Raw genomic sequence first — 12,940 nt, 5'->3', positions numbered from 1 at the left:
TTGTTACCCTGATCCACCCGATCGCGATGGACGACGGTTTGCGTTTCGCAATCCGTGAAGGCGGTCGTACTGTTGGTGCGGGCGTTGTTGCTAAAGTTATGGCTTAATCGCCAATACGCGAGTAACACCCGTGAGCTAGCGATAGCGTAAGAAAAAGGACACTTCGGTGTCCTTTTTTTATAGTGTTGACAAAACTGTAATTGAAATAAAAACCATTCTTATTTACACTCTCACTGACTGTTTTATAGTCATTTTTGCGACTGCCGTGCGGAAGGTAGCAACAAAAGAGGGTGTGGGTCCGCGACTGAGAGAATGAGTTATCCTGTATGTATGTCTGCCTGTGAAATGCCATTTCCGATAAAGTTATTCGGCACGCCGTTCGCCAGCATCAACCCCGCTCGCTCAATCAATTGCGCCAGTTAATGCCTATTGGCAGTGACTGCGGCAAGTGTATTCGCCAGGCTCGCCTGATTATGGAAGAAGAGCAGGCAATGTTGTCACCCATCTCTGACGTTGCGTAATTGCCGCTTTTATTGAAACCATACAAAATGTAGGTGATTTCGTTGACTCTCCCCCCTCCAGTTCTACACTTTTAAGACCTGGAGCGAAGGAGCAATGTCATGAAAGGCGATAAAAAAGTCATATCACATCTAAATAAGTTGCTGGGTAATGAACTGGTTGCGATTAACCAGTACTTTTTGCATGCCCGTATGTTTAAAAACTTGGGACTGACCCGCCTTGACCAGCACGAATACCACAAATCCATCGATGAAATGAAACATGCCGACCGTTATATCGAGCGTATCCTGTTTCTTGAAGGGGTTCCCAACCTGCAAGATTTCGGCAAGCTCAATATTGGCGAGGATGTCGAAGAGATACTGCGTTCTGACCTGAAACTGGAGTTGGATGGTGCCAAGGATTTGCGCGAGGGGATCGCGTATATGGATTCGGTGCGCGATTATGTCAGCCGAGATTTGCTGATTGAAATCCTGGCCGATGAAGAAGGGCACATCGACTGGATTGAGACGGAACTTGACCTGATAGCGCGCCTCGGGTTGCCTAATTATTTGCAAGCGCAGCTAAAAGAGCCATGATTCTGTAAAACGCGGTTGCTTCCTGAACAGATTTACGTATAATGCGCGGGCCCGTCTGAATTAAGTCGGGCCTGTTACGTTAAATGTGGTGCATGTATATGTAGTACGTTTACGAACAGAGACGCCATGCAATAGGCATGGGTCAACAATACTCCCGATTTGGGAGTTATGGCCGAACGATTACACTCCCCCATCAATCGAAATGGGTGTGAGGAGTAATCATTTACGTTTATAAATAATTGGAGCTCTGGTCTCATGCAGAACCAAAGAATCCGTATCCGCCTGAAAGCGTTTGATCATCGCCTGATCGATCAAGCAACCGCGGAAATCGTTGAGACGGCCAAGCGCACTGGTGCGCAAGTACGTGGTCCGATCCCGCTGCCGACCCGCAAAGAGCGCTTTACCGTTCTGATCTCCCCGCACGTCAACAAAGACGCGCGCGATCAGTACGAAATTCGCACTCACAAGCGTCTGGTTGACATAGTTGAGCCAACCGAGAAAACCGTTGATGCTCTGATGCGTCTGGACCTGGCTGCCGGTGTAGACGTGCAGATCAGCCTGGGTTAATCAGGTCATCAAGCGATTGAGAGGTTGATACAATGATTGGTTTAGTCGGTAAAAAAGTGGGCATGACCCGTATCTTCACTGAAGACGGCGTTTCTATCCCTGTAACCGTTATCGAAATTGAAGCAAACCGCGTTACTCAGGTTAAAGACCTGGCTAATGATGGCTACCAGGCTGTACAGGTAACTACCGGTGCTAAAAAAGCAAACCGTGTTACCAAGCCGGAAGCAGGTCATTTTGCTAAAGCGGGTGTTGAAGCTGGCCGCGTCCTGCGCGAATTCCGTCTGTCTGAAGGCGAAGAGTTCACCGTAGGCCAAAGCATCAGCGTTGAGATTTTCGCTGACGTGAAAAAAGTTGACGTTACTGGTACGTCCCAAGGTAAAGGTTTCGCGGGTACTGTTAAACGCTGGAACTTCCGTACTCAGGATGCTACCCACGGTAACTCCTTGTCTCACCGCGTTCCGGGTTCTATCGGTCAGAACCAGACTCCGGGCAAAGTGTTCAAAGGCAAGAAAATGGCTGGTCAGATGGGCAACGAGCGTGTAACCGTTCAGAGTCTGGACGTAGTACGCGTTGACGCTGAGCGCAACCTGCTGCTGGTGAAAGGCGCTGTCCCGGGTGCAACCGGTAGCGACCTGATCGTTAAACCGGCTGTGAAAGCGTAAGGGGATAGCAATGGAATTAGTATTGAAAGACGCGCAAAGCGCGCTGACTGTTTCCGAAACTACCTTCGGTCGTGATTTCAACGAAGCGCTGGTACACCAGGTTGTTGTTGCTTATGCAGCTGGTGCCCGTCAAGGGACTCGTGCTCAGAAGACCCGTGCTGAAGTAACTGGTTCCGGTAAAAAACCGTGGCGTCAGAAAGGTACTGGCCGTGCGCGTTCAGGTTCTATCAAGAGCCCGATCTGGCGTTCCGGTGGCGTGACCTTTGCTGCCAAGCCTCAGGACCACAGTCAAAAAGTAAACAAAAAGATGTACCGCGGCGCGCTGAAAAGCATCCTGTCCGAGCTGGTACGTCAGGATCGTTTGATCGTTGTCGAGCAGTTCTCTGTTGAAGCACCGAAAACAAAGTTGCTGGCACAGAAGCTGAAAGACCTGGCGCTGGACGACGTGCTGATCATCACCGGTGAACTGGATGAAAATCTGTTCCTGGCTGCACGCAACCTGTACAAGGTTGACGTACGTGATGTAGCGGGTATCGATCCGGTTAGCCTGATCGCCTTCGACAAAGTCGTAATGACGGCTGACGCTGTTAAGCAAGTTGAGGAGATGCTGGTATGATCCGTGAAGAACGTCTGCTTAAGGTGCTGACTGCACCTCACGTTTCTGAAAAAGCGTCTACTGCGATGGAAAAACACAACACCATCGTGCTCAAAGTTGCTAAAGACGCGACCAAAGCAGAAATCAAAACTGCTGTGCAGAAACTGTTTGAAGTCGAAGTCAATGAAGTTCGTACCCTGCTGGTTAAAGGGAAAACGAAACGTCATGGACAGCGTATCGGTCGTCGTAGCGACTGGAAAAAAGCTTACGTCACCCTGAAAGAAGGCCATAATCTGGACTTCATCGGCGGCGCAGAGTAAGTCGGAGGAGTAAAAAACAATGGCAATTGTTAAATGTAAACCGACATCTCCGGGTCGTCGCCACGTTGTTAAAGTGGTTAACCCTGAGCTGCACAAGGGCAAACCTTATGCCCCGTTGCTGGAAAAAAACAGCAAATCCGGTGGCCGTAACAACAATGGCCGCATCACTACCCGTCATATCGGTGGTGGCCACAAGCAGCAATACCGTATTGTTGACTTCAAACGCAACAAAGATGGTATCCCTGCTGTTGTAGAACGTTTGGAATATGATCCGAACCGTTCCGCCAACATCGCTCTGGTTCTGTACAAAGACGGCGAACGCCGTTACATCCTGGCTCCGAAAGGCCTGAAAGCCGGTGATCAGATCCAGTCTGGCGTTAATGCTGCTATCAAAGCTGGCAACACGTTGCCGATGCGCAATATTCCGGTCGGTTCCACGGTTCACAACGTGGAAATGAAACCGGGTAAAGGCGGTCAACTGGCGCGTTCTGCTGGTGCTTACGTGCAGATCGTTGCACGTGACGGCGCGTACGTGACCCTGCGTCTGCGTTCTGGCGAAATGCGTAAAGTCGAATCTGACTGCCGCGCTACGCTGGGCGAAGTAGGTAACGCTGAGCATATGCTGCGCGTTCTGGGTAAAGCTGGTGCTGCACGCTGGCGTGGTGTTCGTCCTACCGTTCGCGGTACGGCAATGAACCCTGTCGACCACCCGCACGGTGGTGGTGAAGGTCGTAACTTTGGTAAGCACCCGGTTTCACCGTGGGGCATTCAGACCAAAGGTAAGAAGACTCGCAGCAACAAGCGTACTGATAAATTCATCGTACGTCGCCGTACTAAATAATATTAGAGGATAAACCATGCCACGTTCTCTCAAGAAAGGTCCTTTTATTGACCTGCACTTGCTGAAGAAGGTAGAGAAAGCGGTGGAAAGCGGTGACAAGAAGCCTCTGCGCACTTGGTCCCGTCGTTCAACGATCTTTCCAACTATGATCGGTTTGACCATCGCTGTCCATAATGGTCGTCAGCACGTTCCGGTGTTTGTTTCCGATGAAATGGTCGGTCACAAACTGGGTGAATTCGCGCCGACTCGTACTTATCGCGGCCACTCGGCTGATAAAAAAGCCAAGAAAAAATAAGGTAGGAGGAAGAGATGGAAACTATCGCTAAACATCTTCATGCTCGTTCTTCTGCTCAAAAGGTTCGCCTGGTGGCTGACCTGATTCGCGGTAAGAAAGTGTCGCAAGCTCTGGAAATTCTGACCTACACCAACAAGAAAGCTGCTGGTCTGGTTAAAAAAGTACTGGAGTCTGCCATTGCCAACGCAGAGCACAACGATGGCGCTGACATTGATGATCTGAAAGTTGCGAAAATCTTCGTAGACGAAGGCCCGAGCATGAAGCGCATTATGCCGCGTGCTAAAGGTCGTGCGGATCGCATCCTGAAGCGTACCAGCCACATTTCTGTGGTTGTGTCCGATCGCTGAGACTCTGGAGACTAGCAATGGGTCAGAAAGTACATCCTAATGGTATTCGCCTGGGTATTGTCAAACCTTGGAACTCTACCTGGTATGCGAATACCAAAGAATTCGCTGACAACCTGGACAGCGATTTTAAAGTTCGTAAATACCTGACGAAAGAACTGGAGAAAGCCTCCGTCTCTCGTATCGTTATCGAACGTCCGGCCAAGAGCATCCGTGTGACCATTCACACCGCTCGTCCGGGCATCGTTATCGGTAAAAAAGGTGAAGATGTTGAAAAACTGCGCAAAGTCGTAGCGGATATCGCTGGCGTCCCTGCTCAGATCAACATCGCAGAAGTTCGCAAGCCGGAACTGGACGCGAAACTGGTTGCTGACAGCATCACTTCTCAGCTGGAGCGTCGTGTGATGTTCCGTCGTGCGATGAAGCGTGCCGTTCAGAACGCCATGCGTCTGGGTGCCAAGGGCATCAAAGTTGAAGTCAGTGGCCGCCTGGGCGGTGCTGAAATCGCACGTACCGAATGGTACCGCGAAGGTCGCGTTCCGTTGCACACGCTGCGTGCGGATATCGACTACAACACGTCCGAAGCACACACCACTTACGGTGTTATCGGTGTGAAAGTGTGGATCTTCAAAGGTGAGATCCTGGGTGGTATGGCTGCCGTTGAACAACCGGAAAAGCCGGCTGCTCAACCTAAAAAGCAGCAGCGTAAAGGCCGCAAGTAAGGAGAGTCGCTGATGTTACAACCAAAGCGTACAAAATTCCGTAAGATGCACAAAGGCCGTAACCGCGGTCTGGCTGCCGGTACGGATGTCAGCTTCGGTACTTTCGGTCTAAAAGCTGTTGGTCGTGGTCGCCTGACCGCTCGCCAAATCGAAGCTGCACGTCGTGCCATGACCCGTGCTGTTAAGCGTCAAGGTAAAATTTGGATCCGAGTATTCCCGGACAAACCAATTACCGAGAAACCGCTTGAAGTACGTATGGGTAAAGGTAAAGGTAACGTGGAATATTGGGTTGCCTTGATTCAGCCAGGTAAAGTCCTGTACGAAATGGACGGTGTGCCGGAAGAGTTAGCCCGTGAGGCATTCCAACTGGCAGCAGCGAAACTGCCGATCAAAACCACCTTTGTAACTAAGACGGTGATGTAATGAAAGCAAATGAGCTGCGTGAAAAGAGCGTTGAAGAGCTGAACACCGAGCTGCTCGAACTGCTGCGCGAGCAATTTAACTTGCGTATGCAAGCGGCCAGTGGTCAGTTGCAACAGACTCACCTGGTAAAACAAGTGCGTCGCAATATTGCACGTGTTAAGGCTTTACTGACTCAGAAGGCGGGTGCGTAATGAGCGATAATATCCGTACTCTGCAAGGTCGTGTTGTGAGCGACAAAATGGAGAAATCCATGGTTGTTGCAATCGAACGTTTTGTGAAACACCCGCTGTATGGGAAATTCATCAAACGTACGACCAAACTGCACGTACATGATGAGAACAACGAATGCGGTATCGGTGACGTGGTTGAAATCCGCGAATGCCGTCCGCTGTCCAAAACTAAGTCTTGGACGTTGGTTCGAGTTGTAGAGAAAGCGATTCTGTAATACAGTATTGCTCTTCTTGAAAACGATAAACGGCTCTGCAAAGGGCCGTTTGTTTTTTCTACCCTTGGTCGAAAAGCAGTGTTATAATAATTCGCCCTCGATTCTGGGGTATTAATGACCCGTAAGGGTTTGAAAAGTAGTAGTTGACATTAGCGGAGCACTAAAATGATCCAAGAACAGACTATGCTGAACGTAGCCGATAACTCCGGTGCACGTCGCGTAATGTGTATCAAGGTTCTAGGTGGCTCGCACCGTCGCTACGCAGGCGTCGGCGATATAATCAAAATTACCATCAAGGAAGCAATTCCTCGCGGTAAGGTGAAGAAAGGCGATGTTCTGAAGGCGGTTGTGGTGCGCACCAAGAAGGGTGTTCGTCGCCCGGACGGTTCTGTCATTCGCTTCGATGGCAATGCATGCGTTATTCTGAACAATAACAGCGAGCAGCCTATCGGTACGCGTATTTTTGGGCCGGTAACTCGTGAACTACGTTCTGAAAAGTTCATGAAAATTATCTCTCTGGCACCTGAAGTACTCTAAGGAGCGAACCATGGCAGCGAAAATCCGTCGTGATGACGAAGTTATCGTGCTGACCGGCAAAGATAAAGGTAAGCGCGGTAAAGTTAAGAATATTCTGTCTTCCAGCAAGATCGTTGTTGAAGGTATCAACCTGGTTAAGAAACATCAGAAGCCGGTTCCGACCCTGAACCAACCGGGTGGCATCGTTGAAAAAGAAGCTGCAATCCAGCTTTCCAACGTTGCACTGTTCAATGCGGCAACTGGCAAGGCTGACCGTGTAGGCTTTAGATTCGAAGACGGCAAAAAAGTCCGTTTCTTTAAATCTACTAGCGAAACTATTAAGTAATTTGGAGTAGTACGATGGCGAAACTGCATGATTACTACAAAGACGAAGTGGTTAGCAAACTGATGACTCAGTTTAGCTACAATTCTGTCATGCAAGTCCCTCGGGTCGAGAAGATCACCCTGAATATGGGTGTTGGTGAAGCGATCGCTGACAAGAAGCTGCTGGATAACGCCGCAGCCGATCTGGAAGCTATCTCAGGTCAAAAACCGTTGATCACCAAAGCACGCAAATCTGTTGCAGGCTTCAAAATCCGCCAGGGCTATCCGATCGGCTGTAAAGTAACTCTGCGTGGCGAACGCATGTGGGAGTTCCTTGAGCGCCTGATTTCCATTGCTGTACCGCGTATTCGTGACTTCCGCGGTCTGTCTGCCAAGTCCTTCGATGGCCGTGGCAACTACAGCATGGGCGTGCGTGAGCAGATCATCTTCCCGGAAATCGACTATGACAAAGTCGATCGCGTTCGTGGTTTGGACATTACCATTACCACCACTGCGAAATTCGATGATGAAGGCCGCGCGCTGCTGGCCGCCTTTAACTTCCCGTTTCGCAAGTAAGGTAGGGTTACTAATGGCTAAGCAATCCATGAAAGCACGCGAAGTCAAACGCGTGAAATTGGCTAATAAATTCTTTGCTAAACGCACTGAACTGAAAGCTATCATCTCCAATGTGAACTCATCCGACGAAGATCGTTGGGATGCTGTTCTCAAGCTACAGACTCTGCCGCGTGATTCCAGCCCGTCCCGTCAGCGTAACCGCTGCCGACAGACAGGTCGTCCGCACGCTTTCCTGCGGAAGTTCGGGTTGAGCCGTATCAAGGTCCGTGAAGCCGCCATGCGAGGTGAAATTCCGGGTCTGAAAAAGGCTAGCTGGTAATTGTCACCAATTGAATCACGGGAGTAAAGACAGATGAGCATGCAAGATCCGATCGCGGACATGCTGACCCGTATACGCAACGGTCAGGCCGCGAACAAAGTTGCGATCACCATGCCTTCCTCCAAGCTGAAAGTGGCAATTGCCAAAGTGCTTAAGGAAGAAGGTTATATTCAAGATTACAAAATCGAAGGCGGCACCAAGCCTGAACTGGAAATTTATCTGAAATATTTCCAGGGCAAGGCAGCGGTAGAAAGCATTCAGCGTATCAGCCGCCCAAGTCTGCGCATCTATAAGAAAAAAGATGAGCTGCCGAAAGTTATGGCTGGTTTAGGAATCGCGGTTGTTTCTACCTCTAAAGGTGTTATGACCGATCGTGCAGCGCGCCAGGCTGGTCTTGGTGGCGAGATTATCTGCTACGTAGCTTAATCGGAGGAAAGAATGTCTCGTGTTGCAAAAGCACCCGTCGTCATTCCTGCCGGCGTAGAGGTAAAACTCAACGGTCAGGTTATTTCGATCAAGGGTAAAAACGGTGAGCTGACTCGTACCATCAACGATGCTGTTGAAGTTACTGTGGCTGACAACGCTCTGGCTTTCGCTCCGCGCGAAGGTTTTTCAGACGGTTGGGCACAGGCAGGCACTGCGCGTGAACTGCTGAACGCAGTCGTTATCGGTGTTACCGAAGGCTTCACCAAGAAGCTTCAACTGGTTGGCGTAGGTTACCGTGCCGCAGTTAAAGGCAATGTCGTGAATTTGTCTCTGGGGTACTCACACCCGATTGACCACGCGCTGCCTGCTGGTATCACAGCTGAATGCCCGACTCAAACTGAAATCGTACTGAAAAGTGCTGATAAGCAGGTTATCGGTCAGGTTGCAGCTGATCTGCGCGCTTACCGTCGTCCTGAGCCTTACAAAGGCAAGGGTGTCCGTTACGCCGACGAAGTCGTGCGTATCAAAGAGGCTAAGAAGAAGTAAGGTAATACTATGGATAAGAAATCAGCTCGTATCCGTCGTGCAACCCGCGCACGTCGCAAACTCCAGGAATTGGGAGCGACTCGCCTGGTGGTACATCGTACCCCTCGCCATATTTATGCGCAGGTTATCGCACCGAACGGTTCTGAAATCCTGGTAGCCGCTTCTACTGTAGAAAAAGCTATCGCAGAACAACTGAAGTACACCGGCAACAAAGATGCCGCTGCTACTGTAGGTAAAGCAGTCGCTGAGCGCGCATTGGAAAAAGGCATTAAAGATGTGTCCTTTGACCGTTCCGGGTTCCAATATCATGGTCGCGTCCAGGCACTGGCAGATGCTGCTCGTGAGGCTGGCCTTCAGTTCTAAGGTAGAGGTGTAAGATGGCACACATCGAAAAACAAGCTGGCGAACTGCAGGAAAAGCTGATCGCGGTAAATCGCGTATCTAAAACCGTTAAGGGTGGTCGTATTTTCAGCTTCACCGCACTGACTGTAGTGGGTGATAGCAACGGTCGCGTTGGTTTTGGTTACGGGAAAGCGCGTGAAGTTCCGGCAGCAATCCAGAAAGCGATGGAAAAAGCCCGTCGCAACATGTTGAATGTCGAGCTGAATGGCGGCACCCTGCAGCACCCGGTTAAAGGTGCTCACACTGGGTCTCGCGTATTCATGCAGCCGGCTTCCGAAGGTACCGGTATCATCGCCGGCGGTGCAATGCGCGCCGTTCTGGAAGTTGCTGGGGTTCATAACGTATTGGCTAAAGCCTATGGTTCCACCAACCCGATTAACGTGGTTCGTGCAACTATCGATGGCCTGGCTAATATGAATTCCCCGGAAATGGTTGCTGCCAAGCGTGGCAAATCCGTTGACGACATTCTGGGATAATTGACCATGGCTAAGACTATTAAAATTACTCAAACCCGTAGTGCAATCGGTCGTCTGCCGAAACATAAGGCAACGCTGCTTGGCCTGGGTTTGCGTCGTATTGGTCATACCGTTGAGCGTGAAGATACGCCTGCTGTACGCGGTATGGTCAACGCAGTTTACTACATGGTTAAAGTGGAGGAGTAACAGATGCGTTTGAATACCCTGTCTCCGGCCGAAGGCGCGAAGCACGCGCCGAAGCGTTTAGGTCGTGGTATCGGTTCTGGCCTCGGTAAAACCGGCGGTCGTGGTCACAAAGGTCAGAAGTCTCGTTCTGGCGGTGGCGTACGTCGTGGGTTCGAAGGTGGTCAGATGCCGTTGTATCGTCGTCTGCCGAAATTCGGCTTTACCTCTCGCAAAGCGATGATCACAGCGGAAATCCGTCTGTCCGATCTGGCTCGCGTAGGTGACGACGTCGTTGACCTGAACACGCTGAAGGCTGCTAACGTTATCGGCGTTCAGATCGAGTTCGCGAAAGTGATCCTGTCTGGTGAAGTTTCCCGTCCGGTAACGATTCGTGGTCTGCGTGTGACCAAAGGCGCGCGTGCTGCTATCGAAGCTGCTGGCGGTAAAATTGAGGAATAAGTAGCAGATGGCTAAGCAACCAGGATTAGATTTTCAAAGTGCTAAGGGTGGCGTTGGCGAGCTGAAACGCAGACTGCTGTTTGTAATCGGCGCGCTTATCGTTTTCCGTATCGGCTCTTTTATTCCGATCCCTGGTATTGATGCCACTGTGCTTGCCAAATTGCTCGAACAACAGCGTGGCACCATCATTGAAATGTTCAACATGTTCTCTGGTGGTGCTCTCAGCCGTGCTTCTATCTTTGCGCTGGGTATTATGCCGTACATTTCGGCCTCTATTATTATCCAGCTGCTGACGGTGGTTCACCCCATTTTGGCGGAAATCAAGAAAGAAGGGGAGGCTGGCCGTCGCAAGATTAGCCAGTACACCCGTTACGGTACGTTGGTACTGGCCATATTCCAGTCAATCGGTATTGCTACCGGTTTGCCGAATATGCCAGGAATGCAGAGCCTGGTGATTAATCCGGGCTTTGCATTTTACTTTACGGCTGTTGTAAGTCTGGTGACCGGGACCATGTTCCTGATGTGGCTGGGCGAACAGATTACTGAGCGCGGTATCGGTAACGGTATCTCTATCTTGATCTTTGCGGGTATCGTTGCGAGCTTACCGCCAGCAATTGCCCACACTATCGAGCAAGCTCGGCAAGGCGACCTGCACTTCCTCGTGCTGCTGTTGGTTGCAGTTTTAGTGTTTGCAGTAACCTTCTTCGTTGTTTTTATTGAGCGTGGTCAGCGTCGTATCGTTGTTAACTACGCAAAGCGTCAGCAAGGTCGTCGGGTTTATGCAGCACAGAGTACGCACTTACCGCTGAAAGTGAACATGGCAGGGGTTATCCCGGCAATCTTCGCCTCCAGCATCATCCTGTTCCCTGCGACGATTGCATCGTGGTTTGGGGGCGGTACCGGTTGGAACTGGCTGACAACTATTTCGATGTATTTGCAGCCCGGACAACCGCTTTATGTGCTACTCTATGCGACTGCAATCATCTTCTTCTGTTTCTTCTACACGGCGTTGGTTTTCAACCCGCGCGAAACAGCAGATAACCTGAAGAAGTCCGGTGCATTCGTGCCAGGAATTCGTCCGGGAGAGCAAACGGCGAAATACATCGATAAGGTGATGACCCGCCTGACTCTGGTCGGCGCAATGTACATTACCTTTATCTGCCTGATCCCGGAGTTCATGCGTGATACGATGAAGGTCCCCTTTTATTTTGGGGGTACATCCCTGTTGATCGTCGTCGTGGTCATCATGGACTTTATGGCTCAAGTGCAAACTCTGATGATGTCAAGTCAGTATGAGTCTGCATTGAAGAAAGCAAATCTGAAAGGCTATAACCGCTAATTGGGTTGCTTGAGAAGTTATGGAGAGTAAAAATGAAAGTTCGTGCTTCTGTAAAGAAATTATGTCGTAACTGCAAAATAGTTAAGCGTAACGGTGTCGTTCGTGTGATTTGTAGCGCCGAGCCGAAGCATAAACAGCGCCAAGGCTGATTATCTTGCATATTTTTCTTGCAAAGTTGGATTGAGCTGGCTAGATTAGCCAGCCAATCTTTTGTATGTCTGTGCGTTTCCATTTGAGTATCCTGAAAACGGGCTTTTCAGCATGGAGCGTACATATTGAATAATAGGAGTGCATAGTGGCCCGTATAGCAGGCATTAACATTCCTGATCAGAAACATGCCGTGATCGCGTTAACCTCGATCTATGGCGTCGGTAAGACTCGTTCCAAGGCCATTTGTGCTGCGACGGGTATTGCTGAAGATGTTAAGATCAGTGAGCTGTCTGAAGAGCAAATCGAAACGCTGCGTGTAGAAGTTGCCAAATTCGTTGTCGAAGGTGATCTGCGCCGTGAAATCAGCATGAGCATCAAGCGCCTGATGGACCTTGGTTGCTATCGCGGTTTACGTCATCGTCGTGGTCTGCCAGTGCGCGGTCAGCGTACTAAGACCAACGCCCGTACCCGTAAGGGTCCGCGCAAACCGATCAAGAAATAATCGGGGTGATTGAATAATGGCAAAAGCACCTATTCGTGCACGTAAGCGTGTAAGAAAACAAGTTTCTGACGGTGTGGCTCATATCCATGCTTCTTTTAACAACACCATCGTGACCATTACCGATCGTCAGGGTAACGCGCTGGGTTGGGCAACAGCCGGTGGTTCCGGTTTCCGTGGTTCTCGTAAATCTACGCCGTTCGCCGCTCAGGTAGCTGCTGAACGTTGCGCTGAAGCCGTGAAAGAATACGGTATCAAGAACTTGGAAGTTATGGTTAAAGGACCTGGTCCGGGCCGTGAGTCTACCATCCGCGCTCTGAACGCGGCTGGTTTCCGCATCACTAATATTACTGATGTGACTCCGATCCCCCATAACGGTTGTCGTCCGCCGAAAAAGCGTCGCGTATAACGCCGCTTTTAGGATAGTTGGAGAAA

Annotated in this window: 27 protein-coding genes and 1 pseudogene; all 28 read left to right on the top strand. The window is 50.3% G+C overall.

Going from position 1 to position 12,940, the window contains the following annotated elements; genetic code table 11:
* Positions 1 to 107 (top strand): annotated as a pseudogene (locus CS369_RS17165) (elongation factor Tu); the annotation flags it as partial.
* A gap of 243 nt (positions 108 to 350) precedes the next feature.
* Positions 351 to 521, top strand: a complete 171-nt coding sequence (gene bfd, locus CS369_RS17160; RefSeq protein WP_244665070.1) for a bacterioferritin-associated ferredoxin — start codon at positions 351 to 353, stop codon at positions 519 to 521.
* A gap of 99 nt (positions 522 to 620) precedes the next feature.
* The gene (gene bfr, locus CS369_RS17155) at positions 621 to 1,094 is read left to right on the top strand and encodes a bacterioferritin (protein ID WP_196908046.1); all 474 of its coding nucleotides are present in this window, start codon (positions 621 to 623) and stop codon (positions 1,092 to 1,094) included.
* Between the two features lie 255 nt (positions 1,095 to 1,349).
* Positions 1,350 to 1,661 (top strand): 30S ribosomal protein S10, encoded by a 312-nt coding sequence (gene rpsJ, locus CS369_RS17150; RefSeq protein ID WP_140554275.1) that lies wholly within the window; start codon positions 1,350 to 1,352, stop codon positions 1,659 to 1,661.
* Positions 1,662 to 1,693: 32 nt separating this feature from the next.
* Complete coding sequence (rplC, locus tag CS369_RS17145; protein ID WP_196908045.1) at positions 1,694 to 2,323, top strand: 50S ribosomal protein L3; 630 nt, start codon at positions 1,694 to 1,696, stop codon at positions 2,321 to 2,323.
* 10 nt (positions 2,324 to 2,333) lie between these two features.
* A complete protein-coding gene (gene rplD, locus CS369_RS17140; RefSeq protein WP_196908044.1) occupies positions 2,334 to 2,939 on the top strand; it encodes a 50S ribosomal protein L4 in 606 nt (201 codons plus the stop codon).
* Positions 2,936 to 3,238, top strand: a complete 303-nt coding sequence (gene rplW / locus CS369_RS17135) for a 50S ribosomal protein L23 (RefSeq protein ID WP_196908043.1) — start codon at positions 2,936 to 2,938, stop codon at positions 3,236 to 3,238. The genes rplD and rplW overlap by 4 nt, the downstream gene beginning before the upstream one ends.
* A gap of 19 nt (positions 3,239 to 3,257) precedes the next feature.
* Positions 3,258 to 4,079, top strand: coding sequence for a 50S ribosomal protein L2 (gene rplB, locus CS369_RS17130; protein WP_196908042.1), 822 nt, complete (start codon positions 3,258 to 3,260; stop codon positions 4,077 to 4,079).
* A gap of 16 nt (positions 4,080 to 4,095) precedes the next feature.
* A complete protein-coding gene (gene rpsS / locus CS369_RS17125; RefSeq protein ID WP_196908041.1) occupies positions 4,096 to 4,374 on the top strand; it encodes a 30S ribosomal protein S19 in 279 nt (92 codons plus the stop codon).
* 14 nt (positions 4,375 to 4,388) lie between these two features.
* A complete protein-coding gene (gene rplV, locus CS369_RS17120; RefSeq protein WP_196908040.1) occupies positions 4,389 to 4,721 on the top strand; it encodes a 50S ribosomal protein L22 in 333 nt (110 codons plus the stop codon).
* 17 nt (positions 4,722 to 4,738) lie between these two features.
* The gene (gene rpsC, locus CS369_RS17115) at positions 4,739 to 5,440 is read left to right on the top strand and encodes a 30S ribosomal protein S3 (protein WP_005970274.1); all 702 of its coding nucleotides are present in this window, start codon (positions 4,739 to 4,741) and stop codon (positions 5,438 to 5,440) included.
* Between the two features lie 12 nt (positions 5,441 to 5,452).
* On the top strand, positions 5,453 to 5,863 hold the full coding sequence (gene rplP / locus CS369_RS17110) for a 50S ribosomal protein L16 (protein ID WP_009111208.1): 411 nt from the start codon (positions 5,453 to 5,455) through the stop codon (positions 5,861 to 5,863).
* The gene (gene rpmC / locus CS369_RS17105; protein WP_196908039.1) at positions 5,863 to 6,054 is read left to right on the top strand and encodes a 50S ribosomal protein L29; all 192 of its coding nucleotides are present in this window, start codon (positions 5,863 to 5,865) and stop codon (positions 6,052 to 6,054) included. Before rplP ends, rpmC begins: the two co-directional genes overlap by 1 nt.
* A complete protein-coding gene (rpsQ, locus tag CS369_RS17100; RefSeq protein ID WP_195316360.1) occupies positions 6,054 to 6,308 on the top strand; it encodes a 30S ribosomal protein S17 in 255 nt (84 codons plus the stop codon). The genes rpmC and rpsQ overlap by 1 nt, the downstream gene beginning before the upstream one ends.
* Before the next feature lie 165 nt (positions 6,309 to 6,473).
* The gene (gene rplN / locus CS369_RS17095; protein WP_023479426.1) at positions 6,474 to 6,845 is read left to right on the top strand and encodes a 50S ribosomal protein L14; all 372 of its coding nucleotides are present in this window, start codon (positions 6,474 to 6,476) and stop codon (positions 6,843 to 6,845) included.
* A 10-nt stretch (positions 6,846 to 6,855) separates the two neighbouring features.
* Positions 6,856 to 7,170, top strand: a complete 315-nt coding sequence (gene rplX, locus CS369_RS17090; RefSeq protein WP_196908038.1) for a 50S ribosomal protein L24 — start codon at positions 6,856 to 6,858, stop codon at positions 7,168 to 7,170.
* A gap of 14 nt (positions 7,171 to 7,184) precedes the next feature.
* Entirely contained in the window at positions 7,185 to 7,724 is a 540-nt protein-coding gene (rplE, locus tag CS369_RS17085; protein WP_196908037.1) for a 50S ribosomal protein L5, read from the top strand.
* Positions 7,725 to 7,737: 13 nt separating this feature from the next.
* A complete protein-coding gene (rpsN, locus tag CS369_RS17080) occupies positions 7,738 to 8,043 on the top strand; it encodes a 30S ribosomal protein S14 (protein WP_196908036.1) in 306 nt (101 codons plus the stop codon).
* A 33-nt stretch (positions 8,044 to 8,076) separates the two neighbouring features.
* Positions 8,077 to 8,469 carry a 30S ribosomal protein S8 gene (gene rpsH / locus CS369_RS17075; protein ID WP_196908035.1) on the top strand — a complete coding sequence of 131 codons (393 nt, stop codon included), beginning with the start codon at positions 8,077 to 8,079 and terminating at the stop codon, positions 8,467 to 8,469.
* Positions 8,470 to 8,481: 12 nt separating this feature from the next.
* Positions 8,482 to 9,015 (top strand): 50S ribosomal protein L6, encoded by a 534-nt coding sequence (gene rplF, locus CS369_RS17070; protein WP_196908034.1) that lies wholly within the window; start codon positions 8,482 to 8,484, stop codon positions 9,013 to 9,015.
* A 9-nt stretch (positions 9,016 to 9,024) separates the two neighbouring features.
* On the top strand, positions 9,025 to 9,378 hold the full coding sequence (gene rplR, locus CS369_RS17065) for a 50S ribosomal protein L18 (protein ID WP_196908033.1): 354 nt from the start codon (positions 9,025 to 9,027) through the stop codon (positions 9,376 to 9,378).
* 14 nt (positions 9,379 to 9,392) lie between these two features.
* Entirely contained in the window at positions 9,393 to 9,893 is a 501-nt protein-coding gene (gene rpsE, locus CS369_RS17060; RefSeq protein WP_196908032.1) for a 30S ribosomal protein S5, read from the top strand.
* Between the two features lie 6 nt (positions 9,894 to 9,899).
* Positions 9,900 to 10,079 (top strand): 50S ribosomal protein L30, encoded by a 180-nt coding sequence (gene rpmD / locus CS369_RS17055; RefSeq protein WP_038016616.1) that lies wholly within the window; start codon positions 9,900 to 9,902, stop codon positions 10,077 to 10,079.
* A gap of 3 nt (positions 10,080 to 10,082) precedes the next feature.
* Positions 10,083 to 10,517 carry a 50S ribosomal protein L15 gene (gene rplO / locus CS369_RS17050; RefSeq protein ID WP_196908031.1) on the top strand — a complete coding sequence of 145 codons (435 nt, stop codon included), beginning with the start codon at positions 10,083 to 10,085 and terminating at the stop codon, positions 10,515 to 10,517.
* Positions 10,518 to 10,524: 7 nt separating this feature from the next.
* Positions 10,525 to 11,856, top strand: a complete 1,332-nt coding sequence (secY, locus tag CS369_RS17045; protein ID WP_196908030.1) for a preprotein translocase subunit SecY — start codon at positions 10,525 to 10,527, stop codon at positions 11,854 to 11,856.
* A 32-nt stretch (positions 11,857 to 11,888) separates the two neighbouring features.
* The gene (rpmJ, locus tag CS369_RS17040; protein ID WP_002227352.1) at positions 11,889 to 12,005 is read left to right on the top strand and encodes a 50S ribosomal protein L36; all 117 of its coding nucleotides are present in this window, start codon (positions 11,889 to 11,891) and stop codon (positions 12,003 to 12,005) included.
* A 146-nt stretch (positions 12,006 to 12,151) separates the two neighbouring features.
* On the top strand, positions 12,152 to 12,508 hold the full coding sequence (rpsM, locus tag CS369_RS17035) for a 30S ribosomal protein S13 (RefSeq protein WP_196908029.1): 357 nt from the start codon (positions 12,152 to 12,154) through the stop codon (positions 12,506 to 12,508).
* 16 nt (positions 12,509 to 12,524) lie between these two features.
* The gene (gene rpsK, locus CS369_RS17030; RefSeq protein ID WP_002919257.1) at positions 12,525 to 12,914 is read left to right on the top strand and encodes a 30S ribosomal protein S11; all 390 of its coding nucleotides are present in this window, start codon (positions 12,525 to 12,527) and stop codon (positions 12,912 to 12,914) included.
* The last annotated feature ends 26 nt before the right edge of the window (positions 12,915 to 12,940 follow it).

It is taken from the genome of Candidatus Symbiopectobacterium sp. 'North America' (assembly GCF_015762685.1).
Classification (GTDB): domain Bacteria; phylum Pseudomonadota; class Gammaproteobacteria; order Enterobacterales; family Enterobacteriaceae; genus Symbiopectobacterium.
This window is presented reverse-complemented; position numbering and strand designations above follow the sequence as displayed.

Bases quoted from the DNA above. Each gene is read 5' to 3' on its own strand.
- bfr (WP_196908046.1), top strand. From the start codon at position 621: ATGAAAGGCGATAAAAAAGTCATATCACATCTAAATAAGTTGCTGGGT.
- rpsJ (WP_140554275.1), top strand. From the start codon at position 1,350: ATGCAGAACCAAAGAATCCGTATCCGCCTGAAAGCGTTTGATCATCGC.
- rplC (WP_196908045.1), top strand. From the start codon at position 1,694: ATGATTGGTTTAGTCGGTAAAAAAGTGGGCATGACCCGTATCTTCACT.
- rplD (WP_196908044.1), top strand. From the start codon at position 2,334: ATGGAATTAGTATTGAAAGACGCGCAAAGCGCGCTGACTGTTTCCGAA.
- rplW (WP_196908043.1), top strand. From the start codon at position 2,936: ATGATCCGTGAAGAACGTCTGCTTAAGGTGCTGACTGCACCTCACGTT.
- rplB (WP_196908042.1), top strand. From the start codon at position 3,258: ATGGCAATTGTTAAATGTAAACCGACATCTCCGGGTCGTCGCCACGTT.
- rpsS (WP_196908041.1), top strand. From the start codon at position 4,096: ATGCCACGTTCTCTCAAGAAAGGTCCTTTTATTGACCTGCACTTGCTG.
- rplV (WP_196908040.1), top strand. From the start codon at position 4,389: ATGGAAACTATCGCTAAACATCTTCATGCTCGTTCTTCTGCTCAAAAG.
- rpsC (WP_005970274.1), top strand. From the start codon at position 4,739: ATGGGTCAGAAAGTACATCCTAATGGTATTCGCCTGGGTATTGTCAAA.
- rplP (WP_009111208.1), top strand. From the start codon at position 5,453: ATGTTACAACCAAAGCGTACAAAATTCCGTAAGATGCACAAAGGCCGT.
- rpmC (WP_196908039.1), top strand. From the start codon at position 5,863: ATGAAAGCAAATGAGCTGCGTGAAAAGAGCGTTGAAGAGCTGAACACC.
- rpsQ (WP_195316360.1), top strand. From the start codon at position 6,054: ATGAGCGATAATATCCGTACTCTGCAAGGTCGTGTTGTGAGCGACAAA.
- rplN (WP_023479426.1), top strand. From the start codon at position 6,474: ATGATCCAAGAACAGACTATGCTGAACGTAGCCGATAACTCCGGTGCA.
- rplX (WP_196908038.1), top strand. From the start codon at position 6,856: ATGGCAGCGAAAATCCGTCGTGATGACGAAGTTATCGTGCTGACCGGC.
- rplE (WP_196908037.1), top strand. From the start codon at position 7,185: ATGGCGAAACTGCATGATTACTACAAAGACGAAGTGGTTAGCAAACTG.
- rpsN (WP_196908036.1), top strand. From the start codon at position 7,738: ATGGCTAAGCAATCCATGAAAGCACGCGAAGTCAAACGCGTGAAATTG.
- rpsH (WP_196908035.1), top strand. From the start codon at position 8,077: ATGAGCATGCAAGATCCGATCGCGGACATGCTGACCCGTATACGCAAC.
- rplF (WP_196908034.1), top strand. From the start codon at position 8,482: ATGTCTCGTGTTGCAAAAGCACCCGTCGTCATTCCTGCCGGCGTAGAG.
- rplR (WP_196908033.1), top strand. From the start codon at position 9,025: ATGGATAAGAAATCAGCTCGTATCCGTCGTGCAACCCGCGCACGTCGC.
- rpsE (WP_196908032.1), top strand. From the start codon at position 9,393: ATGGCACACATCGAAAAACAAGCTGGCGAACTGCAGGAAAAGCTGATC.
- rpmD (WP_038016616.1), top strand. From the start codon at position 9,900: ATGGCTAAGACTATTAAAATTACTCAAACCCGTAGTGCAATCGGTCGT.
- rplO (WP_196908031.1), top strand. From the start codon at position 10,083: ATGCGTTTGAATACCCTGTCTCCGGCCGAAGGCGCGAAGCACGCGCCG.
- secY (WP_196908030.1), top strand. From the start codon at position 10,525: ATGGCTAAGCAACCAGGATTAGATTTTCAAAGTGCTAAGGGTGGCGTT.
- rpmJ (WP_002227352.1), top strand. From the start codon at position 11,889: ATGAAAGTTCGTGCTTCTGTAAAGAAATTATGTCGTAACTGCAAAATA.
- rpsK (WP_002919257.1), top strand. From the start codon at position 12,525: ATGGCAAAAGCACCTATTCGTGCACGTAAGCGTGTAAGAAAACAAGTT.